The sequence below is a fragment of the Nocardia carnea NBRC 14403 genome (assembly GCF_000308515.1).
Taxonomy (GTDB): domain Bacteria; phylum Actinomycetota; class Actinomycetes; order Mycobacteriales; family Mycobacteriaceae; genus Nocardia; species Nocardia carnea.
Genome location: NZ_BAFV01000027.1, coordinates 1 through 21,781 on the forward strand (window position 1 = coordinate 1; position 21,781 = coordinate 21,781).

General features: G+C 68.5%; 23 protein-coding genes. 14 read left to right on the plus strand and 9 right to left on the minus strand.

Going from position 1 to position 21,781, the window contains the following annotated elements:
• The 3 genes from ON22_RS09780 to ON22_RS09790 all read right to left on the minus strand — a co-directional run.
• The coding region (locus ON22_RS09780) for a hypothetical protein (protein ID WP_043739974.1) at positions 1–232 on the minus strand (232 nt) is incomplete at its 3' end.
• Positions 233–271: 39 nt separating this feature from the next.
• Positions 272–874, minus strand: coding sequence for a maleylpyruvate isomerase family mycothiol-dependent enzyme (locus tag ON22_RS09785; RefSeq protein ID WP_033245166.1), 603 nt, complete (start codon positions 872–874; stop codon positions 272–274).
• Positions 875–920: 46 nt separating this feature from the next.
• Positions 921–2,504 carry a serine/threonine-protein kinase gene (locus tag ON22_RS09790; protein WP_231508647.1) on the minus strand — a complete coding sequence of 528 codons (1,584 nt, stop codon included), beginning with the start codon at positions 2,502–2,504 and terminating at the stop codon, positions 921–923.
• 196 nt (positions 2,505–2,700) lie between these two features.
• On the opposite strand from ON22_RS09790, the gene priA reads away from it, so the two are divergent.
• From priA to hisI, 4 genes are all read left to right on the plus strand, one after another.
• Positions 2,701–3,432 carry a bifunctional 1-(5-phosphoribosyl)-5-((5-phosphoribosylamino)methylideneamino)imidazole-4-carboxamide isomerase/phosphoribosylanthranilate isomerase PriA gene (priA, locus tag ON22_RS09795; RefSeq protein WP_033245167.1) on the plus strand — a complete coding sequence of 244 codons (732 nt, stop codon included), beginning with the start codon at positions 2,701–2,703 and terminating at the stop codon, positions 3,430–3,432.
• A 100-nt stretch (positions 3,433–3,532) separates the two neighbouring features.
• Positions 3,533–4,387 carry an inositol monophosphatase family protein gene (locus tag ON22_RS09800; protein ID WP_033245168.1) on the plus strand — a complete coding sequence of 285 codons (855 nt, stop codon included), beginning with the start codon at positions 3,533–3,535 and terminating at the stop codon, positions 4,385–4,387.
• On the plus strand, positions 4,384–5,157 hold the full coding sequence (hisF, locus tag ON22_RS09805) for an imidazole glycerol phosphate synthase subunit HisF (protein ID WP_033245169.1): 774 nt from the start codon (positions 4,384–4,386) through the stop codon (positions 5,155–5,157). Before ON22_RS09800 ends, hisF begins: the two co-directional genes overlap by 4 nt.
• 1 nt (position 5,158) lies before the next feature.
• The gene (gene hisI, locus ON22_RS09810) at positions 5,159–5,509 is read left to right on the plus strand and encodes a phosphoribosyl-AMP cyclohydrolase (RefSeq protein WP_033245170.1); all 351 of its coding nucleotides are present in this window, start codon (positions 5,159–5,161) and stop codon (positions 5,507–5,509) included.
• 241 nt (positions 5,510–5,750) lie between these two features.
• Here the strand turns inward: hisI and ON22_RS09815 are convergent, their stop codons facing one another.
• The gene (locus tag ON22_RS09815; RefSeq protein WP_033245171.1) at positions 5,751–6,626 is read right to left on the minus strand and encodes a sigma-70 family RNA polymerase sigma factor; all 876 of its coding nucleotides are present in this window, start codon (positions 6,624–6,626) and stop codon (positions 5,751–5,753) included.
• A gap of 470 nt (positions 6,627–7,096) precedes the next feature.
• Between ON22_RS09815 and ON22_RS09820 the strand changes: the two genes are divergently transcribed.
• The gene (locus ON22_RS09820) at positions 7,097–7,453 is read left to right on the plus strand and encodes a DoxX family protein (protein ID WP_086007699.1); all 357 of its coding nucleotides are present in this window, start codon (positions 7,097–7,099) and stop codon (positions 7,451–7,453) included.
• A gap of 238 nt (positions 7,454–7,691) precedes the next feature.
• Here the strand turns inward: ON22_RS09820 and ON22_RS09825 are convergent, their stop codons facing one another.
• Both ON22_RS09825 and ON22_RS09830 read right to left on the minus strand, forming a co-directional pair.
• Positions 7,692–8,159 (minus strand): MarR family winged helix-turn-helix transcriptional regulator, encoded by a 468-nt coding sequence (locus tag ON22_RS09825; protein WP_033245173.1) that lies wholly within the window; start codon positions 8,157–8,159, stop codon positions 7,692–7,694.
• 146 nt (positions 8,160–8,305) lie between these two features.
• A complete protein-coding gene (locus ON22_RS09830; protein WP_033245174.1) occupies positions 8,306–8,770 on the minus strand; it encodes a peroxiredoxin in 465 nt (154 codons plus the stop codon).
• A gap of 66 nt (positions 8,771–8,836) precedes the next feature.
• Here ON22_RS09830 and ON22_RS09835 point away from each other — a divergent pair, with 66 nt between their 5' ends.
• The 9 genes from ON22_RS09835 to ON22_RS09875 all read left to right on the plus strand — a co-directional run bounded on the left by ON22_RS09835 (position 8,837) and on the right by ON22_RS09875 (position 19,497).
• Positions 8,837–10,429, plus strand: coding sequence for an anthranilate synthase component I (locus tag ON22_RS09835; protein WP_033245175.1), 1,593 nt, complete (start codon positions 8,837–8,839; stop codon positions 10,427–10,429).
• Positions 10,426–11,562 (plus strand): TIGR02234 family membrane protein, encoded by a 1,137-nt coding sequence (locus tag ON22_RS35235; protein ID WP_063820566.1) that lies wholly within the window; start codon positions 10,426–10,428, stop codon positions 11,560–11,562. Before ON22_RS09835 ends, ON22_RS35235 begins: the two co-directional genes overlap by 4 nt.
• Before the next feature lie 144 nt (positions 11,563–11,706).
• Entirely contained in the window at positions 11,707–12,525 is an 819-nt protein-coding gene (trpC, locus tag ON22_RS09845; RefSeq protein WP_033245176.1) for an indole-3-glycerol phosphate synthase TrpC, read from the plus strand.
• Positions 12,522–13,814 carry a tryptophan synthase subunit beta gene (gene trpB / locus ON22_RS09850; RefSeq protein WP_051157386.1) on the plus strand — a complete coding sequence of 431 codons (1,293 nt, stop codon included), beginning with the start codon at positions 12,522–12,524 and terminating at the stop codon, positions 13,812–13,814. The genes trpC and trpB overlap by 4 nt, the downstream gene beginning before the upstream one ends.
• Positions 13,811–14,611, plus strand: a complete 801-nt coding sequence (trpA, locus tag ON22_RS09855; RefSeq protein ID WP_033245177.1) for a tryptophan synthase subunit alpha — start codon at positions 13,811–13,813, stop codon at positions 14,609–14,611. The genes trpB and trpA overlap by 4 nt, the downstream gene beginning before the upstream one ends.
• A 178-nt stretch (positions 14,612–14,789) precedes the next feature.
• On the plus strand, positions 14,790–16,085 hold the full coding sequence (gene lgt, locus ON22_RS09860; protein ID WP_051157401.1) for a prolipoprotein diacylglyceryl transferase: 1,296 nt from the start codon (positions 14,790–14,792) through the stop codon (positions 16,083–16,085).
• 286 nt (positions 16,086–16,371) lie between these two features.
• Positions 16,372–16,947 carry a TM2 domain-containing protein gene (locus ON22_RS09865; protein ID WP_033245178.1) on the plus strand — a complete coding sequence of 192 codons (576 nt, stop codon included), beginning with the start codon at positions 16,372–16,374 and terminating at the stop codon, positions 16,945–16,947.
• A gap of 212 nt (positions 16,948–17,159) precedes the next feature.
• Positions 17,160–18,578 carry a pyruvate kinase gene (pyk, locus tag ON22_RS09870; protein ID WP_081595455.1) on the plus strand — a complete coding sequence of 473 codons (1,419 nt, stop codon included), beginning with the start codon at positions 17,160–17,162 and terminating at the stop codon, positions 18,576–18,578.
• Between the two features lie 25 nt (positions 18,579–18,603).
• The gene (locus ON22_RS09875) at positions 18,604–19,497 is read left to right on the plus strand and encodes an acyl-CoA thioesterase (RefSeq protein WP_231508649.1); all 894 of its coding nucleotides are present in this window, start codon (positions 18,604–18,606) and stop codon (positions 19,495–19,497) included.
• 15 nt (positions 19,498–19,512) lie between these two features.
• On the opposite strand, the gene ON22_RS09880 is transcribed toward ON22_RS09875, so the two are convergent.
• The 3 genes from ON22_RS09880 to ON22_RS09890 all read right to left on the minus strand — a co-directional run bounded on the left by ON22_RS09880 (position 19,513) and on the right by ON22_RS09890 (position 21,780).
• Positions 19,513–19,920, minus strand: a complete 408-nt coding sequence (locus ON22_RS09880) for a hypothetical protein (protein ID WP_033245179.1) — start codon at positions 19,918–19,920, stop codon at positions 19,513–19,515.
• Between the two features lie 140 nt (positions 19,921–20,060).
• Positions 20,061–20,687 carry an arsenate reductase/protein-tyrosine-phosphatase family protein gene (locus tag ON22_RS09885; RefSeq protein WP_033245180.1) on the minus strand — a complete coding sequence of 209 codons (627 nt, stop codon included), beginning with the start codon at positions 20,685–20,687 and terminating at the stop codon, positions 20,061–20,063.
• Between the two features lie 52 nt (positions 20,688–20,739).
• Positions 20,740–21,780: an SDR family NAD(P)-dependent oxidoreductase gene (locus ON22_RS09890; protein ID WP_051157387.1), complete on the minus strand. Its 1,041-nt coding sequence runs from the start codon at positions 21,778–21,780 to the stop codon at positions 20,740–20,742.
• Between the last annotated feature and the right edge of the window lies 1 nt (position 21,781).

Below are 21,781 nucleotides of genomic sequence, written 5' to 3' on the forward strand. Positions count from 1 at the left end.
CACCGTTGCTGTCGTACTGCAGGACCTTCAGCCTCTCGGGGTAGGCGTCGTCGGTCCCCATGACCCAGGTTCTTTCGATAGCGGGATCGGGCACGGTATAGCGCACCAGGAGGAAGGCCTCGCCGGCCAGCCACTCGATCGTCGTCAGCCCGGCGACGTCGGGATACTTATCGGTGGTCGTCTTCCATTCACCGATCATCGCCGCCATGGCGGCGAGTGGCGAATCGGTCATCTGCGCATCTCCCATCGGTGAAGCGAACTTCCGGATGTTTCAGCTGCAGCGGCGGCGCAGTTCCCCGACGCCTTCGCCGTCGAGTTCGTCGAGGACCACGGGCCGGCCCACCATTGCCAACGCTAGCGCCTCACCCCGCCCGCGCACCGTAGGTCCCGATCCCTTGACCCAGTCGAAATCTGTCGCGACGAACTGTAACCCTCTGGTGAGGCGTCCGGGGCGCGCGAACGGGTCGGGATGGTCGAGTACGGCCTTCAACCGGTCGGTGGGGATTTCGCGGGGCCGGCCCAGGGGGCGCCGGATGTCCTGCTGGTGGACCAGTAGATCGGCCAGGCCCAGTCGCGGCCACAGCCGCGATACCGTGCGTGGCGCGGATTCGAATTCGGCCAGCAGTTCCGCCGGTGTCCGGCGCGCCCCCTCGGCGGCCATGGCGTTGTTGACGCCGTCGATGGAGAAGCGGTTGCGTACGGCGATACCGGCGTACTCGGTGAGCGGGATCGCGTCGTAGCGCAGATGCCCGGCCAGCTCCCGGACCCGCCAGCCGGTGCACAGTGTCGGCGCGTCCCATTCCTCGTTCCCCAGGCCGCGCAGCAGAGCGGTGAACTCGGCTCGCTCGGCGGCGAGCATCCCCCGAATATTCATGCCGCACACCATAGCCCGGCTCCGGGCGGTGAGTTCGGATTACGGATCAGCGGGTATCGCTGTCGATGAGTAGCGACCCGCCGGAACTCACCACTCGCAGTATCGGATTGCCGGTCTGACCGCCGTAGCTGAGGTTGTTCACCCGCATATCCACCGAACCGTCGGGGTTGTTGCCCTTGAAGGCTTCGATGCGGCTGAAGCTCTGCACCGTCCGGGTCGACCAGTACTGTTCGAACTCCTGCCGGCTGCCGTAGGCCTGTTGCGCGGCCGGGGTCAGCAGCGACCACGAACCCGCCGGATCCATGTAGAACTGCTCGAGCAGCCGGCCGGCCTGGACCCATTCGACCTGTCCGGTACTGGGCGTGCTCCCCAGCGCGGGGGCGGACGCCGCCGTGGTCCCGGGTGTCCGGGGCGCCGACGAGGTCACCGAGGTATCGGCCTGCGCCGATCCGCCGTCGCCGGAATCCGAGGAACTGAACCACAGGACACCGCCGACCACTGCCGCCCCGGCGATACCGCCGATGAGCACCGCCCGCCGGACCCCGCCACCGGAGCCTTCCGGAACGGGCTGGGTGGTGGTGGGGGGATTATTCGGTGCCCGCCGCGGTGGGCGGTCGCCGTTTCCGCCGTGGCCGGCGTCCGCGCGAGGTTCGGCCCGCCGGCGCGGGGCCGGGGCGGGTGCGGGGCCGCGGGTGCGGCCGGGGACCGGTGTTTCCATCGTGCTGACGGCGGCTCCGCCGGAGTGCCCGTTGCGGTCGAAGGCCTCGCGCGCCGGTACGAACCCGGCATGCTCGGAATTCGCGCCCGGATATCCGGCGAACTGCGCCAGCTGTTCGCGGGCCTCCTGCATGGTGGGCCGCAGCCGCGGATCGGCTTCCAGCAGGTCGAGCAGGAAATCGGTGGCCGGGCCGGCGTTCTGGGGTTCGCTGACCTGGCCGTTGGCCGCGGCATACAACACCTTGAGCGGGTTACCGGACCCGAAGGGCGGTTCCCCTTCGAGAGCGTGGAACAGCGTCGCGCCCAGGGCGAACACATCCGCGGCCGGCGTCGGATCCGCGCCGCGCGCGACCTCGGGTGCCAGGTAGGCGGCGGTTCCGCAGATCAACCCGGTCTCGGTGAGCGTCACATCGCCGGTGGCGCGCGAGATACCGAAATCGGTGATCTTGACGGTGCCGTGATCGTCGAGCAGGACATTGCCCGGTTTCACATCGCGATGCACGATCCCGGCCTGATGCGCCGCGATGAGTGCCGCCGCGACCTGTTCCCCGATCCGCGCGACCTGCGGTAACGGCAGCGGCCCCTCGGAGGACAGCACCTGCGCGAGGCTGCGCGACTTCATGTACTCCATCACCAGGCACGGATCGCCGCCGTGTTCGGTGATATCGAACACCACGATGGCATTCGGATGCTGGAAACGGGCCGCGTTGCGGGCTTCGCGGGTGGCGCGCTGGCGCAGCACATCGCGCTCGGCGGGCGGCAGGCTGGGCTTTATATGGATCTGTTTGATCGCCACCGACCGTTGCAGACGTTCGTCGACGGCACGCCAGACCACGCCTGTGCCGCCGCTACCAATCTGCTCGACCAGGCGGTAGTGATCCGCGATCAACTGACCGGTATCGATGGCGCCCACTCCGAACTTTCTCGAATCGTGACCTGACGCGTCGGTGACCTCTCACGCGTTCGGGACGAGTGTAGCGGGCACCCCGACCGGCCCAGTGGGTGATATCACCCAACGCTCGTCGCCCCCCGTTGCCGCAGCGCGCGGCCGACCGACTCGCCACCGGGCGCGCGGCGCGGGCGAACCCCGGGCTACTAGGCTATTGCGCGTGAGTCTTGTGTTGCTGCCTGCTGTCGATGTCGCCAATGGAGAGGCCGTCCGCCTGGTACAGGGCGCGGCGGGCAGCGAAACCAGTTACGGTTCGCCGCGCGATGCCGCCCTCGCATGGCAGGACGCGGGCGCCGAATGGGTGCATCTGGTGGATCTCGACGCCGCGTTCGGCCGCGGATCCAACCGGGAGCTGCTGGCGCGGGTGGTCGGCGAACTCGATGTCGCCGTCGAACTGTCCGGCGGTATCCGCGACGACGAATCGCTGAAGGCCGCGATGGCCACCGGCTGCGCCCGGGTCAACCTGGGCACCGCGGCGCTGGAAGATCCGCAATGGTGCGCCCGGGCGATCGCCGAATACGGGGACCGGGTGGCGGTCGGGCTGGACGTCCAGATCGTGGACGGCGACTACCGGCTGCGCGGCCGTGGCTGGGTCAGCGACGGCGGGGACCTGTGGGAGGTCCTGGAGCGGCTGGAACGGGACGGCTGCTCGCGTTACGTCGTCACCGATGTCACCAAGGACGGCACCCTCACCGGTCCCAACCTGGATCTGCTGCGCGAGGTGTGTATGGCCACCGACGCGCCGGTGATCGCTTCCGGTGGGGTCTCGGCCCTGGCCGATCTGACCGCGATCGCCGAACTGGTGCCGGAGGGCGTGGAAGGCGCGATCGTGGGCAAAGCCCTGTACGCGGGCCGGTTCACCCTGCCCGAGGCGCTGGCCGCCGTCCGTTGACCGCGCGCGGGGTCGTACCGGCCGGGCTCGGGCGCAAGGGCATACGCACCGTGCGGGCGCACGGCCGCACACCGACCGTGAGAAACCGGGAGCCGAAGCGATGACCAGGGCAGAGACCGAACTGGCGGGGCTGTTGACTACGGCGGCCGAAATACTCGACGGTGTCGGTGACCGTTTCCTCGAGGGACGCGGCGCTCCCAGCGCGGTGGCCAAGGGCTCCCGGGATTTCGCCACCGAACTCGATCTGGAACTCGAACGCACCATCTCCGAGCAGCTCGTGGCACGGACCGGTATCGAGGTGCACGGCGAGGAATTCGGCGGGCCGTCGCTCACCGGCGGCACCGCATGGGTACTGGACCCGATCGACGGCACCTTCAACTATTCGACCGGCCATCCGCTCACCGGAACCCTGCTCGCGTTGATCCGCGACGGCGAACCGGTTCTCGGGCTCGCGTGGTTCCCGCCGCTGGACCGCCGGTACGCCGCCGTCGCCGGCGGGCCACTCCTCGTGGACGGGGTGGCCCGGCCGCCGCTACCTCCTGCGCTGCTCGACGAGGCGATGATCGGGTTCGGTGCCTTCAACATCGAATCCACCGGGCGCGTCCCGGGCCTGTTCCGGCACCGGGTACTCGGCGCTCTGAGCCGGTTGTCGTCCCGTGTGCGCATGCACGGCTCCACCGGAATCGACCTCGCCTTCACCGCCGACGGAACGCTCGGCGGCGCGATCGTGTTCGGTCACCATCCGTGGGACAACGCGGCGGGCGCGCTGATGGTGCGGTGCGCCGGCGGGATCGTCACCGACCTCGAGGGTGCGGACTGGACGATCGAATCCGGTTCGGTGCTGGCGGCGGCGCCCGGGGTGCATGCCGAACTACTCGAAATGATCGCCGCGACCCGCGGTACCGGATTCGCCGCGCCCGGTAGTGATCGCGATACCGGTGAGGAGCGCTCATGACCCTGGCGACACGTGTCATCCCCTGCTTGGACGTCGATGCCGGGCGGGTGGTCAAAGGCGTCAACTTCCAGAATCTGCGCGATGCCGGCGATCCGGTGCAGCTCGCCGCCGCCTACGACGCCCAGGGCGCCGACGAACTCACCTTCCTCGATGTCACCGCCTCCAGCGGTGATCGCGCCACCATGTTCGACGTGGTCACCCGGACCGCCGAACAGATCTTCATCCCGCTCACCGTCGGCGGCGGCGTGCGCACCGTCGACGATGTGGACCGGCTGCTGCGCGCGGGCGCGGACAAGGTGTCGGTGAACACCGCCGCCATCGCCCGCCCCGAGGTGCTGCACGAGATGTCGCAGCGGTTCGGATCGCAGTGCATCGTGCTGTCGGTCGACGCCCGTACCGTGCCCGACGGCGAACCGGATACCCCGTCGGGCTGGGAGGTCACCACACACGGTGGTCGCCGGGGCACCGGGATCGACGCGGTCGAATGGGCGGTGCGCGGGGCCGAGCTCGGCGTGGGGGAGATCCTGCTCAACTCGATGGATGCCGACGGCACCAAGGCGGGGTTCGATCTGCCGATGATCCGCGCCGTACGTGTCGCGGTCTCGATTCCGGTGATCGCCTCGGGCGGTGCCGGCGCGGTCGAGCATTTCGCCCCCGCGGTGCAGTCCGGAGCGGACGCCGTACTGGCCGCCAGCGTTTTCCACTTCGGCGATCTCACCATCCCGCAGGTCAAGGACGCCCTGCGCGCGGCCGATCTGGTGGTGCGCTGAGATGGCCCTGGATCCGGCGATCGCCGTCCGGCTCAAACGTAACGATGCCGGGCTGGTGGCCGCGGTGGCGCAGGAACGCGCGACGGGCGCGGTGCTGATGATGGCGTGGATGGACGACGAGGCGCTGGCCCGCACCCTCGAAACCCGCCGCGCCACCTATTATTCCCGGTCCCGGAAGCAGTACTGGGTCAAGGGGGAGACCTCCGGGCATACGCAGTATGTGCACGAGGTCCGGCTGGACTGCGACGGCGATACGGTGCTGCTGGTGGTGGATCAGCGGGGAGCGGCCTGCCACACCGGCACACATACGTGTTTCGACACCGACGTGCTGCTGCCTTCCGAACAGGTGTGACGACAGGCCGGTTGGAGCGCAGCACTGTCGAGTGCCTGTGACGTCACACCGGCGGGCCGACTGCAGGTGGCAGGCCGGCGCCGGGATCGGCGATAGCTGGGTTCGTACCGGGAGTGGCCGAGGAATCGAGGGCTCCGCATGCTCGGACGTTCCGGGCCCGCCATCAGGCGGAGTTGCTCGGGCCGGCCACGACCTCGGTTGTGCCGATATCGGCACCGACGGCAGCTGGGACCGCGCGGTGTCAGCTCGGCGATATCGTGCCGGGCGTATAGCGGCTGATCTCGATTTCCCGGACGAACCGGCCCTCGATCCGGAAACGGATGAGTGCGAACGGGTGCCCGCCGGGGGCGATAACCGCCGCTGGGCGGTCGGCGAGGAGAAGTGTCGCGGTGACGGCGATCCGGTCGGCGAAGAACCGTGTCTCCTCGGCGACGGCCGTGGCGCCGCGAACCTCGGTGGCCGCGCCCGCCGGGAGCAGGCGCGGATCGGCGATCCGGACGGCATCGGGCGCCATGAGGGTGATCAGCCGGGCGATATCACCGCCGCGAGCAGCGGCCAGGAATGCCTCGACGATCTCGAGATGTGTGGCGATATCGGGAGGGCCGGGGGTGCCGGGATATCCGGTGGCAGTGCTGGATGCGGGTGGGCGGGCATCGCGCAGCCTGGTGCGGGCCCGGCTGGCGAGTTTCTTCGCTGCCGCCGGGGTCGCGTCGAGTACCGTGGCGACCCGGTCGAACGGCACCGCGAAGAGATCGTGCAGCACATAGGCCACCCGCTGGGCCGGTGACAGTTCGCCGAGCAGCACGAGTAGTGCCCGGGACACGTCCTCGCGCCGGAGGAACGCTTCGTCGGCTCCGGCCTGTTCACCGCCGATATCGTCGAGCACCAGCGGAAGTTCGCCGCGGCGCTCCCGGGCCCGGAGCAGATCCAGGCACAACCGCGCTGTCACGGTGGTGAACCAGGCGTCCGGTTCGGCCACCTCGGACAGGTCCGCTGCCTGCACCCGGGTCCATGTGGTCTGCACAGCATCTTCGGCGTCCTGGTACGAGCCGACGATCCGGTAGGCGAGCGAGAGCAGCCGCGGCCGGGCCGCCTCGAATTTCTCGACCGTTTCCACGAGCGCGTCACCTTTCGTGCGTGCGGGACGTCAGAAGGGGTGAGACGAACCATCCGACGTGCACGCCCCCGAGGAGGCATCATGAGCGTACCGATCCGCCGATTTCTTTCCGGAACCGATCCAACCCCCGGCAACATCGGCGCGAACCCGGGAGTCCGGGCGGCGACCGCCGGGTTCCCGTCGCCGAACCCGGCCGTTGCGCCGCCGGCCGCGACCGCGCCGCCTGCGTGCCCTGATCACGATTCCGTTCGGCACCGCAGTGCATTCGCCGCGGACACTCTGTGCCGGCTTCCTGGACACAGAGTGGGCAGGCGAAAGTTGGACTTCCGACCGGCCGCATCCCGCATCGGCGCCGCTGTGGCGCCGATATACGAGGTGGCGCCGGAGTTCGCGTCGTGGACCGGGCGCGGTGCTTGCCGCCCTGCCCCGGTGGCCATGCTGTGGCAGGGCGGCGTCCGGTGAACGGGGCGATCGAGATCGCACTACTCGCCGCGACCGTGGGTTGTGTGCTGGCCAATGCCGGGGAGGTGGTCGCGAAGGTCGTGCGCGCGCAATTCGTGGTGCAGAATTCCGCCGAGGTGGGCGTGGCGCCGACATGGATTCCGTACCTGGCGGTGATCGAGGGCGCCGGGGTGGCCGGGTTGGTGGCCGGATTGTTCGGGGCGGAATCTCTCGGGCTGGCCGCCGCGATCGGGCTGGTGCTGTTCTTCGTGGGAGCGGTCGCCGCCCATATCCGGGCACGGGTGTTTCACAACATCGCGTTTCCCGGAGGTTTCCTCGTACTGGCGCTGGCCGCCACTGCCTTCTTCGCCTGGGCAGCGGGCTGAACAGGAACCGGTTGCCGGCCACGGTGACCGGCGAATCGCCGCAAACCGGAACACCGACTGCTCCGGAGACCTCCGTACCCCGGTGTCGGAAGGAACCGTGCCTCGGCGCACCGCACCGCCCGCGTACACCACCATCAACCTGCCCGGCCGGATGGCCGATGGTGGTGCGGGCGGTCCGGCCGATACGCCTTCCCGGGGGTCGGCAGCGAACCCTCGCCGTGGGGTGCGCGGGCCCCGATTACGGGGCGGTGCGGCCGAGGACCGTGCCCAGGTGGGTGGCGAGCGTATCGCCGAGATCCGCCATCGCCGCGGTCTGCTCCGCGTTGAGCCCGTCGAACACCAGCCGACGCACCACATCCATGTACCCGGGCGCGGCTTCCACGACCTTCTGGTGGCCGTCGTCGGTGAGTTCGGCCAGGACGCCGCGGCGCCCGGTGGTCGCGGTGCGCGTGGCCCAGCCCATCCGCTCGAGTTTGGACACCACATGCGAAAGTCTCGATAGCGATGAATTTGCTCGATGTGCGAGCTCGCTCATCTGCAGCCGCCGGTCCGGCGCCTCCGAGAGCAGGGTGAGCACCCAGTACTCGAAATGAGTCACGCCGGACTCGCGCTGCAGATCGGTGTCCAATGCCCCTGGCAGGCGGTTCAGCACCGCGACCACTGCGCGCCAGGCCCGTCCCTCGACCGGGTTCAGCCACTCCGTCACTAATCCGCCTTCTCTCCGGCCCGGTGGCGATTCCGGCACATGCCACCGGGCTACCCGAAGAAAAGTTTGCCACGACTTCGCTCGAACTTGGGGCATCTCGGAAACGAAGGTGAGGCCATTCACACGAACTGAGCGGATCTCAGCCGCTACGCGCTTTTTCGCGTGCGGAGAAAATCCAGGGCGCGGTCGGCGTGTACATTCGCGCGCAATTCGCTGCTGATCACGGTGAGAACGCTGCGGTCGGTATCGATGACGAAGGTATGCCGTTTCACCGGCATGAGCTTGCCCAGCAGTCCGCGTTTGACCCCGTAACTTTCCGCGACCGCCCCGTCGGCATCCGACAACAGCGGGTATTCGAGTCGCTGCGCCCCCGCGAACCCGGCCTGGACATCGACGGCATCGGCACTGATCCCCGCGCAGCTCGCGCCGAGTGCCGCGAACTCGGCGGTGAGATCGCGGAAATGGCAGGCCTCGGCCGTGCACACCGGTGTATTCGCGGCGGGATAGAAGAACAACACCAGTGGCCCGCCGGCCAGCAGTGAATCGAGGGAACGGAGGGCGCCGGTCTGATCCGGGAGTTCGAATGCCGGGGCGGGCTGGCCGATCTGCATACCCGGACACTACCGCCGGCGGCGGGTCCCGCGGGGTGCGTCGAGCACGCCGGGCACCCGGCTGGAATGATGGTTCGAATGCACGGCGCGACCGCTCCCGCGACTACCACCCGCGAACGATTCCACGAACTCGCCGCCGAGCACCGGGTCGTCCCGGTGACCCGGAAGGTGCTCGCCGATTCGGAGACCCCGCTGTCGGCCTACCGCAAACTGGGCGGTGACCGGGCGGGCACGTTCCTGTTCGAATCCGCGGAGAACGGCCGATCCTGGTCACGCTGGTCGTTCATCGGCGCGGGCAGCCCCTCGGCACTCACCTCGGTCGACGGCGCCGCCACCTGGCTGGGCGCCACCCCCGCCGGTGCTCCCGCCGGGGGCGACCCGCTCGACGCCCTGCGCGAAACCCTCGAACTGCTGCGCACCGAACGGCTCCCCGGTCTGCCCCCGCTGACCGGCGGGATGGTCGGCTACCTCGGCTACGACGCGGTGCGCCGCATGGAACGGCTGCCCGAATACGCCGAAGACGATCTGCACCTACCCGAGATGGTGCTGCTGCTGGCCACCGATCTGGCGGCGTTCGACCATCACGAGGGCGCGATCACCTTGATCGCCAACGCCGTCAACTGGAACGGCACCGCCGACAATGTGGACGCCGCCTACGACGACGCCCTCGCCCGGCTCGACCGGATGACCGCCGCGCTCGCCGCGCCCGCGGTCTCCACGGTTTCCGTCTTCGACCAGCCCGAACCGGATTACCGGCGCGCCCGCACCCCGGACGAGTACGGCGCCGGGGTCCGCCGCCTGGTCTCGGAGATCGAGGCCGGGGAAGCCTTCCAGGTGGTGCTGTCGCAGCGTTTCGAAATGGACTACGGCGGCACCCCCATCGATCTGTACCGGATGCTGCGCGCGGCCAACCCCAGCCCGTACATGTTCCTGCTGCATATCCCGGACGGCGACGGGAACACCGCGTTCTCCATCGTCGGGTCCAGCCCGGAAGCTCTGGTGGCAGTGCAGGACGGGGTCGCGACCACGCACCCCATCGCGGGCACCCGCTGGCGGGGCGCCACCGAGGAAGACGATCTGCTGCTCGAAAAGGGCCTGCTGGCCGACGAGAAGGAGAACGCCGAACATCTCATGCTCGTCGATCTCGGACGCAACGATCTGGGCCGGGTCTGTGTGCCCGGGACGGTGCGGGTCACCGAGTACCGCCACGTCGAGCGCTACAGCCACGTGATGCATCTGGTCTCCACGGTGACCGGCCGCCTGGCGCCGGGCAAGATCGCACTCGACGCGGTACGTGCCTGTTTCCCGGCGGGCACGCTGTCCGGCGCCCCCAAGGTGCGGGCCATGCAGTTGATCGAGGAACTCGAACCCACCCGGCGCGGCGTGTACGGCGGCGTGGTCGGTTACCTCGATTTCGCCGGTGACGCCGATACCGCGATCGCCATCCGCACCGCCCTCCTCAAGGACGGCACCGCCTACGTCCAGGCGGGCGCGGGTGTGGTGGCCGATTCCGAGGCCGAATACGAGGACACCGAATCCCGGAACAAGGCGATGGCGGTGCTGCGTGCGGTCGCCGCCGCCGAAACGGTGCGCGCCTTCGGTGGGGAGGAGACAGCCGGCCGGGAATCGGTATCCGTGACATCCGGAGGCGGCGTATGACGGCCGACGACCCCACCCGCCGCCCGCTGACCGGGGACCCCGGCGGTGCAGCCCGCAGCGGCATCCAGGGGGAGTTCGTGGCCACCGGCACCGGTACGGACGGGACGGACTCCGCTGTTTCCGAAGCGGCTGAGGCCGCCACGAACGACGCAGGCGCTGTGGCGGCGACCGACCCGGGTGCCGGAGCAGCCGGCTCCGTCGCCGCGCGATCCCGGCCGATCGACTGGGGCGACGAGGAAATTGCACCTGCCGCCGAGGCCGGGACCGCTCGGGGTGGCCGGCAACCGGTTACCGCCCTGGTATTGCTCGCCCTCGGTGCTGCCGCGCTGTGGGGGTCTTCCCGGCTCACCTGGGTGACCGTGACTTCTGCGGACGGTTTGACCGAGCCACGCACCGACGAACTGAACGGCGGGGTCTGGTTCGGTGCGCTGACGCCGCTGGCGCTGGTTCTGCTGGCTGCCATCGCCGCTGTCCTGGCGACCCGGGGCTGGATGCGCCGGCTGGTCGGTGTGGTGGTCGCCCTGATCGCCGCTGTGACCGCGGTACCGGCGCTGGCGCTGCTCACCGGGTCCGGGGCCACCGAGCAGCGGGCCGCGGATCTGGCGGAGCTGCCGGGCCGGGCACAGGTACAGGAGCTGGTGACCTCGAGTGGTCCGGCTGCGCTCACGCTGTGCGGTGCGCTGGCCGCGTTCGGTGCGGGCTTGTTACTGGCCCGGATGCCGGCCGGTACCAAGCAGCTGTCCGGAAAATACGACAACCCGGCGACGCGAAAGGCGGCGGCCACCCAGGCGGTGCAGCAGCGTGAGTCCGGCGATGTGCTGCCCGAACGGGTGCTGTGGGACGCGCTGGATGCCGGTGCCGACCCGACCGACCCGACCGACCCGACCGGCGCGGACGACCCGACCGACCCGACCGACCCGACCGGCGCGGACGACCCGACCGGGGCGACCGATGCGGCCGCCGCAACTGGTGCGGCCGGCGCGACCGGTGCGGACGAGCCGCCCACCCGCACCGGCCCGGCGAACGAAACGGCTCGGTCTGCCTCGGCCGAATCGGCGAAACCGGCGGACGGCGACGCGACGGTCCGTGACGAAGATCGCTCGGCTGCGCCGCGGTCCGGTGATACCCCCTAGCAGCCCGGTCGCGGCAGGGTGACCCGCCCCCGGCGTCAGGGTGCCGCGGCCTGCCATTTACTCTTGTTCAGCATCGGTGAGACAGCTCCTGGGGGAATCCTTCAGGCGTAAGTTGCGTGTCTCCCCAGAAAGGATTCGAGCCAGATGACGGTACTCGACTCGATTCTCGACGGGGTCCGCTCGGATGTAGCCGCTCGGGAGGCGGTGCTCGACTTCCCGGCGGTGAAGGCAGCGGCCGCCGCCGCGACCCCGCCGCTCGATGCGAAGGCGGCCCTTCTCGAAGACGGTATCGGCGTGATCGCCGAGGTCAAGCGGGCCAGTCCCTCCAAGGGCGCGCTCGCCGATATCGGTGACCCGGCCAGCCTGGCCAAGGCCTACGAGGACGGTGGCGCCCGGATCATCAGCGTGCTCACCGAGGGCCGGCGCTTCCACGGATCACTGGACGATCTGGACGCCGTCCGCGCCACCGTCGATATTCCGGTGCTGCGCAAGGACTTCGTCGTCGGCCCGTACCAGATCCACGAGGCGCGGGCGCACGGCGCCGATGTGATCCTGCTGATCGTCGCGGCCCTGGAGCAGGACACGCTGGCTTCGCTCATCGATCGCACCGAATCTCTCGGGATGACCGCGCTGGTCGAGGTGCATACCGAGGAGGAGGCCGATCGGGCCCTCACCGCGGGCGCGAGCGTGATCGGTGTGAACGCGCGCAACCTGAAAACTCTCGAGGTCGACCGGGACTGCTTTGCCCGGATCGCGCCGGGGCTGCCCACCGAGGTCGTGCGGATCGCCGAATCCGGTGTCCGCGGCACCGCCGATCTGCTCGCCTATGCGGGCGCCGGCGCGGACGCGGTTCTCGTCGGCGAGGGCCTGGTCACCAGTGGTGATCCCCGGGCCGCGGTATCGGAGCTGGTCACCGCCGGCACGCATCCGTCCTGCCCGAAACCGGCCCGGCGGGGGCGATGATGGTGGCATCCGGGTCTTCCACCGACCATGCCCTGCCCGCCGCGAGCCGCGGGGTGGCGCAGCGTAGCGAACACGAACCCGACGAGGGCGGCCATTTCGGCGTCTACGGCGGCCGGCATGTGCCCGAGGCGCTGATGGCGGTGATCGAGGAGGTCACGGCCGAATACGACAAGGTCCGCCTGGACCCCGATTTCCTCGCCGAACTCGATCGGCTGCAACGCGACTACACCGGTCGCCCCTCGCCGGTCTTCGAATGCACCGGACTGGCCGAACACGCCGGCGGTGCGCGGATCCTGCTGAAACGCGAGGATCTGAACCACACCGGTTCCCACAAGATCAACAACGTGCTGGGGCAGGCGCTGCTGGCCAAGCGGATGGGCAAGACCCGGATCATCGCCGAAACCGGCGCCGGGCAGCACGGGGTCGCCACGGCCACCGCCTGTGCGCTGCTCGGGTTGCGCTGCATCATCTACATGGGTGCGGTCGATACCGCCCGTCAGGCCCTGAACGTGGCCCGGATGCGGCTGCTCGGCGCCGAGGTCGTCTCGGTGACCCTCGGTTCGCAGACGCTCAAGGACGCGATCAACGAAGCGTTGCGCGACTGGGTCACCAACGCCGACGACACCTACTACTGTTTCGGCACCGCCGCCGGCCCCCATCCGTTCCCGATGATGGTCCGCGATTTCCAGCGGGTCGTCGGGATGGAGGCCCGCGCCCAGGTCCAGAGCCTGACGGGCCGGCTGCCCGATGCCGTCGCGGCCTGCGTGGGCGGGGGATCCAATGCGATCGGGATCTTCCATGCCTTCATCGACGACCCCGGCGTCCGGCTGGTCGGTTACGAAGCCGCCGGTGACGGCGTGGAAACCGGCCGGCATGCGGCGACCTTCGCCGGTGGCTCCCCGGGCGCCTTCCAGGGCGCCTACTCGTACCTGCTGCAGGACGAGGACGGACAGACCATCGAATCGCATTCGATCTCGGCCGGCCTGGACTATCCGGGTGTCGGCCCCGAGCATGCGTTCCTGAAGGATATCGGCCGCGCCGAGTACCTGCCGGTCACCGATACCGCCGCGATGGACGCGCTACTGCTGCTCAGCCGTACCGAGGGCATCATCCCGGCCATCGAATCCGCGCACGCGGTCGCGGGGGCGCTCGAACTGGGCCGCGAACTGGGCGAAGGCGCAATCATCCTGGTGAACCTGTCCGGGCGCGGCGACAAGGATATGGATACCGCCGCCCGCTGGTTCGGGCTCTTCGACGATCCGGACACCGGCAAGGAGAACGGTCAGTGAGTTCCGAATCCCGGCTCGGCGCCACCTTCGCCGCCTGCAAGGCCGATAACCGCGCGGCGCTCATCGGGTACCTACCCGCCGGCTATCCGGATCTCGACGGGTCGCGCAAAGTCGTGCGGGCGATGGTCGAATCCGGTTGCGATATCGTCGAAGTCGGCGTCGCCTATTCCGATCCGGTGATGGACGGGCCGACCATCCAGGCCGCCGCCGATCAGGCGCTACGCGGCGGTGTCCGGGTCCGCGATGTGTTCTCCGTGGTCGAAGCGGTAGCCGATGCGGGTGCCCAGGCGGTGGTGATGAGCTACTGGAATCCGGTCCTCAAATACGGCGTCGACCGGTTCTCCCGCGACCTCGCCGCCGCCGGTGGTGCCGGCATCATCACGCCCAATCTCATTCCCGAGGAAGCGGACGACTGGTTCAGCGCCTCGGCCGCGCACCACCTCGACCGCATCTTCCTGGTGGCGCCGTCGTCCACCGAGGAACGCCTCGCCGCCACCCTCGACGCCAGTTCGGGTTTCGTCTACGCCGCGTCGACCATGGGCGTCACCGGCGCCCGGGACGCGGTCTCGACCATGGCGCCCGCGCTGTGCGCCCGGATCCGCGAGCACAGCGATATTCCCATCGGGGTCGGCCTCGGGGTCCGCTCCGGGGCGCAGGCGGCCGAGATCGCGGCCTACGCCGACGGGGTGATCGTCGGCTCCGCGCTGGTCAGCGCCGCCGCCGAGGGGCTGGACGCGGTCCACACCCTGACCGCGGAACTGGCCGGCGGTGTCCGCGCCGCCACGGTCGCGTCCTGAACCGTCCCCGGCGCGTATGACACCGCGGTAGGAGGCCGGCACCGGCCACGCCCGGGCGGGAGAGAACACGCGAGCCGGAGGCCGAACTTGCCAACGTGGCCTCCTGGACTACGGTTGCCCCGTGACCGTTCTCGCCGTACCGGAAACCACCTCGACCGTCGTATCGCCCGCCACCGAGCTGCTGGCCTATCTGCCCAGCCCGCCGCAGGGCGTCTGGGATATCGGGCCGTTCCCGCTCCGCGCGTACGCGGTCTGCATCATCCTCGGAATCATCGTCGCCATCTGGTGGGGCGAGAAACGCTGGCAGTCCCGTGGGGGTGAGGCGGGCACGATCCTGGACGTCGCCGTATTCGCCGTACCGTTCGGGCTGATCGGCGGCCGGATCTACCATGTCGCCACCGACTGGCAGAAGTACTTCGGGGAAGACGGCAACCCCGTGGACGCCCTGAAGATCTACCAGGGCGGTCTCGGCATCTGGGGTGCGGTGTTCTTCGGCGCGATCGGCGCCTGGATCGCCTGCCGGATCTACAAGATTCCGCTGCCCGCCCTCGGTGACGCGATCGCCCCGCCGATCCTGCTCGCCCAGGCCATCGGCCGGCTCGGCAACTACTTCAACCAGGAGCTCTACGGTCGCGAAACCGATCTGCCCTGGGGCCTGGAGATCTACCTGCGCTTCGACGACGCCGGCCGGCTCGACATGATGAACGGTGTTTCCTCCGGCGAGGTCCACTCCGTCGTGCATCCCACGTTCCTCTACGAGCTGCTGTGGAATGTCGCGATCGTGCTCGCACTGGTCTATATCGACCGGCGTTTCCGCATCGGGCACGGGCGGCTGTTCGCCCTGTACGTCGCCGGTTACTGCTTCGGGCGCTTCTTCGTCGAACTCATGCGTGATGACGAGGCCACCCTGATCGCGGGTATCCGGGTCAACACCTTCACCTCCGGTCTGGTCTTCCTGGCCGCGATCGCGTACTTCCTGTTCGCCACCAAGGGCCGGGAAACTCCGGAACAGCTCCGCCCCGGGTGGGGGCCGCGCCCGTGGCCCTGGCAGTTCGGTGCGTTGCGGACTGCAGCCGCGGCGTCCGAGACCGGTTCCGGCGCGGAAGCTTCCGCCGCACCCGATTCCGAGACCGGAAACGAGTCCGGGAAGTCCGGTCCTGCCGATCCGCTCGAGAAGGCGGCGGTGTCGAAGGAGGCCGGCGAGTCCGGCACCGGCGATGCGCTCACGAAGCGGCAGGGCAGCAGCGAATCCGCGAAATCGGACGCCCCCGCCGATTCCGCCGCCGGTCCGCAGGATTCGCCCGCCGATGCCGACTCCACGGAGCCGGGCGGGTCCGCGGAGTCGCCGAAATCCGCGACAAGCGAAGCGGCCGTCGATCCGAAGTCCAGCGCGAACGAATCCGACGCTGCACACACCGATTCGGTGTCACCAGCGGATCCGGATTCCGCGGCCACCGCACCGAAGAACCCCTGAGCCGACCGGAACAGCCTTCCACAGCCCGACCTCGAGATACGGGCCCCGAACCTCAGGCTGCCGGAGGCAGCGCCATGACACAGCGGGGGAGCGAGCAAAGAACAACGACACAGATACCCCGGCCCTGCGCCGCCGAAGAATCTCTCCGCCGAAGGGTCCGTCCCATGATTGCCCACCCCAATGGTTCGGGGCCCGTCTCGTTCTGGAGCGGCGGAGTGAAGAACGAGACCCATGGGGCCCCGAACCCCGCGGCGCCGGAGGCGGCGCCATAAACACAGGAGGAGCAGTGACCGATCCGTACCAGCAGGGCGGACCGCAGTACGGCCCGCCGGGCACCGGCCCGGATCTGGGTAAATCGCCGGGGTATCCGTCGCAGCCGCAGGCGCAGCCCTACCCGTCCCAGCCGTACGCCTCGCAGCCGCAGCCGTATCCGGGTCAGCCGGACCCGCAGTACGGGGCCGCACCCGGCTATGGGCAACCGGGCCCCGGGTACGGGCAGCAGGACCCTGCATACGGTCAGCCGGGCGCATATGGGCAGCCGGGCGCGTACGGTCAGCCGGTGCCTGGCTACGGCGCGCCCATGGGGTACAACCCGATGGATCCGGAGGCCCCTTACGGCCGCGATATGTACGGCGTACCGCTGTCCGACAAGCAGAAGCTGGTGGCGGGCCTGCTGCAGATCTTCCTCGGCTCGCTCGGGATCGGCCGGTTCTACCTCGGTGATACCGGGATGGGCGTCGGCCAGATCGCGGCCAGCATCGTCACCTGCGGTATCGCCGGAACGATCTGGGGTCTCATCGACGGTGTCCTGATCCTTACCGGCAAGGTGACCGATAACCACGGTCGTCCCCTGCGGGACTGAAATGCCCCGGTGTGCAGAGTGCGGGTCCACTACGGCGGGCCCGCATTCGTGTATCCGAGGCGATTCGTAGCGCCGAGATAACAGTCGCGTAAGGACTCCGGTTCATCATGAGGCGGGCGGCGTTGGGCCGCCGTTCACCCAGAGTTCGGTGCTCTCGCCGCCGCCCGCGGGCCGGGCGGGACGCCGTAGCGCGGCAGGATTAGGCTCGACACGTGATGCGACGGACGAAGATTGTGTGCACCCTCGGCCCGGCCACTGCCACCGAGGAACGTATTCGAGAGCTCGTCGAAAGCGGTATGGACGTCGCCCGGCTGAATTTCAGCCACGGCGAGCACTCCGACCACGCCGAAAACTACAAGAAGGTGCGGCAGGCCTGCGAAGATCTCGGCCGCGCCGTCGGTATTCTCGCCGATCTGCAAGGCCCCAAGATCCGGCTGGGGCGTTTCGCCGAGGAACGCACCATCTGGGCGACCGGTGAGGTCGTCCGCATCACCGTCGACGATATCGTCGGTGATCACGACCGTGTCTCCACCACTTACAAACAGCTCGCCGAAGACGCCAAATCCGGTGACCGGCTGCTCGTCGACGACGGCAAGGTCGGGCTGGAGGTGATCCGCGTCGAGGGTAACGACGTGGTGTGCGAGGTGACCGAAGGCGGCCCGGTCAGCAACAACAAGGGTGTGTCGCTGCCGGGTATGGACGTTTCGGTACCCGCGCTCTCCGAAAAAGATATCGAGGATCTGGAATTCGCCCTGAACCTGGGCGTGGATTTCATCGCCCTCTCGTTCGTCCGCTCACCGTCGGATATCGAACTCGTCCACGATGTGATGGACCGGGTGGGCCGGCGGGTCCCGGTGATCGGCAAACTGGAGAAGCCCGAGGCGATCGACAACCTCGAGGCCGTGGTCCTGGCTTTCGATGCGGTGATGGTGGCCCGCGGCGACCTCGGTGTCGAATTGCCGCTCGAGCAGGTGCCGATCGTGCAGAAGCGTGCCATCCAGATGGCGCGCGAGAACGCGAAACCGGTGATCGTCGCGACCCAGATGCTCGAATCCATGATCGAGAACTCGCGGCCCACCCGCGCCGAGGCCTCCGATGTGGCCAATGCGGTCCTCGACGGCGCCGACGCGGTGATGCTGTCCGGTGAGACCTCGGTCGGCAAGTATCCGATCGAGACCGTGCGCACCATGGCGCGCATCGTGCACGCGGTGGAAACCGAATCCACCAACGTGCCGCCCCTGACGCATACCCCGCGCACCAAACGCGGTGTCATCTCGTATGCCGCCCGCGATATCGGGGAACGGCTCAACGCCAAGGCGCTGGTGGCCTTCACCCAGTCCGGCGATACGGTGCGCCGTCTGGCCCGCCTGCACACTCCGATCCCGCTGCTGGCGTTCACCCCCCTTCCGGAGGTGCGCAGCCAGCTGGCGCTCACCTGGGGCACCGAAACCTTCATCGTGCCCACCGTGGACAGCACGGACGCGATGATCAAACAGGTCGATCAGGCGCTGCTGAGCATGAACCGCTACGCCAAGGGTGACCTCGTGGTCATCGTGGCGGGCTCCCCACCGGGTACCGTCGGGTCCACGAACCTGATCCACGTGCACCGTATCGGCGAGGAGGACCACTGATGCCGAGCAATTCCGGAGTCGCCCGGTGAGCGCGCCGGTCGACGAGACCGTGACCGGCCGGCACCGCGATCTCGACACCCTGCTGGAGCTGCTGGACCTCGAGGAGGTGTCCGAGGATGTGTTCCGCGGGCACCATCCGGAGAAGGTCGCCAGCCGCACCTTCGGCGGGCAGCTCGTCTCGCAGGCGGTGATCGCCGCCGGCCGCACGGCCGGGGATCGGCCGATCCACGTGCTCAACGCGCATTTCGTGCGGGGCGGCGATGTGAAGAAGCCGATCGATTTCCACGTCGAACGGCATCGTGACGGGCGTGCGTTCGCCAACCGCACCGTCACCGCGGTCCAGGACGGCCAGGAACTGTTCGTCATGCTGGCCTCCTTCCAGGGGTGGGGTAAGGGGCTCGAACACGCGCACGAACGGCCGGAGGTCCCGGATCCGGAGACGCTGCCGCGGATCCAGGAGAGTTTCGCCGGGTTCGAGGACAAGCTGGAGATGTTCGTCAACGCTCCGCACCCGATCGATATGCGCTACACCAACGATCCGGCCTGGATCCTGAAGGGCACCGGCGAGAAGCTGAACCACAACCGCGTGTGGATGCGCGCCGACGGCACCCTGCCCGACGATCCGTTGCTTCATGTGGCCGCGCTGAGCTATTCCTCCGACACCACGGTGCTGGATTCGATCATCACCACGCACGGCCTGTCGTGGGGTCTGGACCGGATCGTCGCCGCCACGGTGAACCACTCCATCTGGTTCCATCGCCCGTTCCGGTTCGACGAATGGGCGCTGTACGCCACCGAATCCCCCGTGGCCGCGGGCTCACGGGGGCTGGCGACCGGGCGTTTCTACTCACGGTCGGGTGATCTGCTGGCCACCACCGTCCAGGAAGGCGTTATCCGCCATTTCCCGGCGCGGCGCTGACCGCGGCCGAGCGGTTCAGAGCCGCTCGGCCGACAGCAGTTCGAGATCGACATCGGTGCGCTGTTCGGCGCTGAGCGTGAACGGTGCCCCGGGGCCGAATTCGTCCAGACCCCGCAGCAGCCGGTGCTCCAGCGCATCGATATAACCGTCGGTCAGTTCGGCGGGATCGCCGACCAGGCTGAGCGCGATCTCGAATGTTGCATGCCCGCAGGGTTCCGCGCCGGGATTCCCGGCGCGCCAGCGGCTGTCGAATTCCCGGTGCCGCGAATCGTCCTCGGCGACCGGCAGCGTGAACCGCCACGCGCAGACCTCACCGTCATCGAGGTGTTCGGCCAGATCCGTGCGCACGGATTCGACGAGTCTGTCCAGGGTTTCCGGTGTCACATAAACATGAAGCGAAACATCCGAAATGCGTTTCGGCATGCGCGATTCCTGTCGTGTGTCGAACCTGCAACGGGATGGGATTGTCGGTGTTCCGGACCGCGAGTGTAGTGGGCGCGGCCGGGAAAGTCAGACTCCGAGTCGCCATCGTTGTCGATTACCGAAATTCGCGGCGCCCGTATTCACGCGTACCAGCCGGTGTGCTGGGCGGCGACCAGCGGTGACAACCGTGCCGCCGAAGGCGCCGGCTGCACCACCAGCGGCGGCCGTCCCCACTGCCGCTCGGCCGGTGTGCTCACCGGTGCCAGCGCCACCAGCAACGGCACCAGTGCCTCCGCGATCGTATCCCCGACCTCGCAATACGCCTGCGCCGAAAGTCCTACCGGATCGCCGATGTTCTCCCGTCCGACCAGCGACAGGTTGTGCCGGCTGCGATGCAGTTCGGCCACGCTGCGCGCCCCGGTGACCCGGGCGATCCGATACGCCTCCGGCAATGTGAAAGTCCGTGGCCCCGCCGCCCCCATCTCGGCAACCTCGTCCCGGATGTTCTCGGTCATGGTGAGAACCAGATCCGCGCGATCGATATGCTCGGCTTTGAGTTTGCGGGCCCGGAAGTTACTCGGATCCCCGCCCAAGCCGGTGATGGCCTCGGCAGCCCGCGGTTCCACCGGAAAACCCACCAGAGCGCGGGTACCGGCGCTTTCGGCGGTGATCCCGGTCAGCCGGTATTCGACCGCGATGGAACGGGTGAGTCGTTCGGCTATCGCCGACCGGCACACATTGCCATTGCAGACGAACAGGATGTGCATGTGGCTACGGTAAGACGCCCGCGACCTGCGCAGAACCGGTGTTCGCTCAATATCACATCACCCGGCCGGTGAATTCATCTCCGCTTAGCACGGTGTTTCTCTGCGACCCCGGCGCGTTACGAAATCGCTGGCGCAGTGGGGCAGATTCCTCATCCGAGCGGAGGCCGACGAGCCGCTTCGAATCGTTCCACAGCGTAAGCGCGCGCTCCTCGTCGTAGGAAACCTTCGACGACCGCCGCTGCAGGAGCTTGCCCTCCTGGGCTTGAAAATACTTACCGGAGACCGTGGCGTACTCCTTGCCGACGGCGAGATCGGCCAGCGCGGCACCGGAGAACGCGACTGTCGATGTCGTGACGCCGATGCGTGTGGATACCGATTTCATCAGAGAGCTCGTTGCCAGCCGTTGCACCGCTTTCGGCATATCTCGTAAGAAGCCTGTCTCGGGAACCGATCCGGGGTCGTAGGCGATGGCCGAGATCCCACTGCCGGCGCGGTCGAGGCGGCGCGCCAGTTCGTAGGCGTACAGGACGGTGCACAGTTTCGAGGTCGAATAGCGTTTGCCGGCCGGTAAGGGCTTCGCCCCGTTCAGCCCGCCGCCGGCCAGCATGGTGGCGTTCGGCTCGACAGCGGCGCCGACCAGCTTGCCGTCCATGGTGGCGGGGTCGTGCGTACCGCTCGCGGTGAACACGATCCGACCGTTCGTGGATATCGCCGGAACCAGGAGTTCGACGAGGAGAAAATGACCGAGGCAGTTCGTCGCGAATGTCAGTTCGTAGCCGTCCGGGCTGTATTTCTCCTTGCCGTCGAACCGGCCACCTGCGTTGCAGATCAGCGCCTGCAGCGGCGCGGCCGCACCACGTTCGATCAGCGAACTGTACGTGGCGGCCGCCGTGCGCACCGAGGCGAGGGACGACGTATCCAGTTCGACCGTCGCCACGTCGATATCGTGCGCCGCGCGCAATTCTTCGGCGACCGTCTGCATTTTTTCCGGGCTTCGGCCGGCGAGTACGAGGTCGACTCCCCGGGCGGCGAGCTGCCTGGAGCATTCGAGTCCGATGCCGGAATGACCGCCGGTGATGAAAACTGTTGTCACA

Bases quoted from the DNA above. Each gene is read 5' to 3' on its own strand.
- hisI (WP_033245170.1), top strand. From the start codon at position 5,159: ATGGCCCTGGATCCGGCGATCGCCGTCCGGCTCAAACGTAACGATGCC.
- ON22_RS09800 (WP_033245168.1), top strand. From the start codon at position 3,533: ATGACCAGGGCAGAGACCGAACTGGCGGGGCTGTTGACTACGGCGGCC.
- ON22_RS09785 (WP_033245166.1), bottom strand. From the start codon at position 874: ATGAATATTCGGGGGATGCTCGCCGCCGAGCGAGCCGAGTTCACCGCT.
- ON22_RS09880 (WP_033245179.1), bottom strand. From the start codon at position 19,920: ATGCCGAAACGCATTTCGGATGTTTCGCTTCATGTTTATGTGACACCG.
- ON22_RS35235 (WP_063820566.1), top strand. From the start codon at position 10,426: ATGACGGCCGACGACCCCACCCGCCGCCCGCTGACCGGGGACCCCGGC.
- hisF (WP_033245169.1), top strand. From the start codon at position 4,384: ATGACCCTGGCGACACGTGTCATCCCCTGCTTGGACGTCGATGCCGGG.
- trpC (WP_033245176.1), top strand. From the start codon at position 11,707: ATGACGGTACTCGACTCGATTCTCGACGGGGTCCGCTCGGATGTAGCC.
- ON22_RS09835 (WP_033245175.1), top strand. From the start codon at position 8,837: ATGATGGTTCGAATGCACGGCGCGACCGCTCCCGCGACTACCACCCGC.
- ON22_RS09885 (WP_033245180.1), bottom strand. From the start codon at position 20,687: ATGCACATCCTGTTCGTCTGCAATGGCAATGTGTGCCGGTCGGCGATA.
- trpB (WP_051157386.1), top strand. From the start codon at position 12,522: ATGATGGTGGCATCCGGGTCTTCCACCGACCATGCCCTGCCCGCCGCG.
- ON22_RS09830 (WP_033245174.1), bottom strand. From the start codon at position 8,770: ATGCAGATCGGCCAGCCCGCCCCGGCATTCGAACTCCCGGATCAGACC.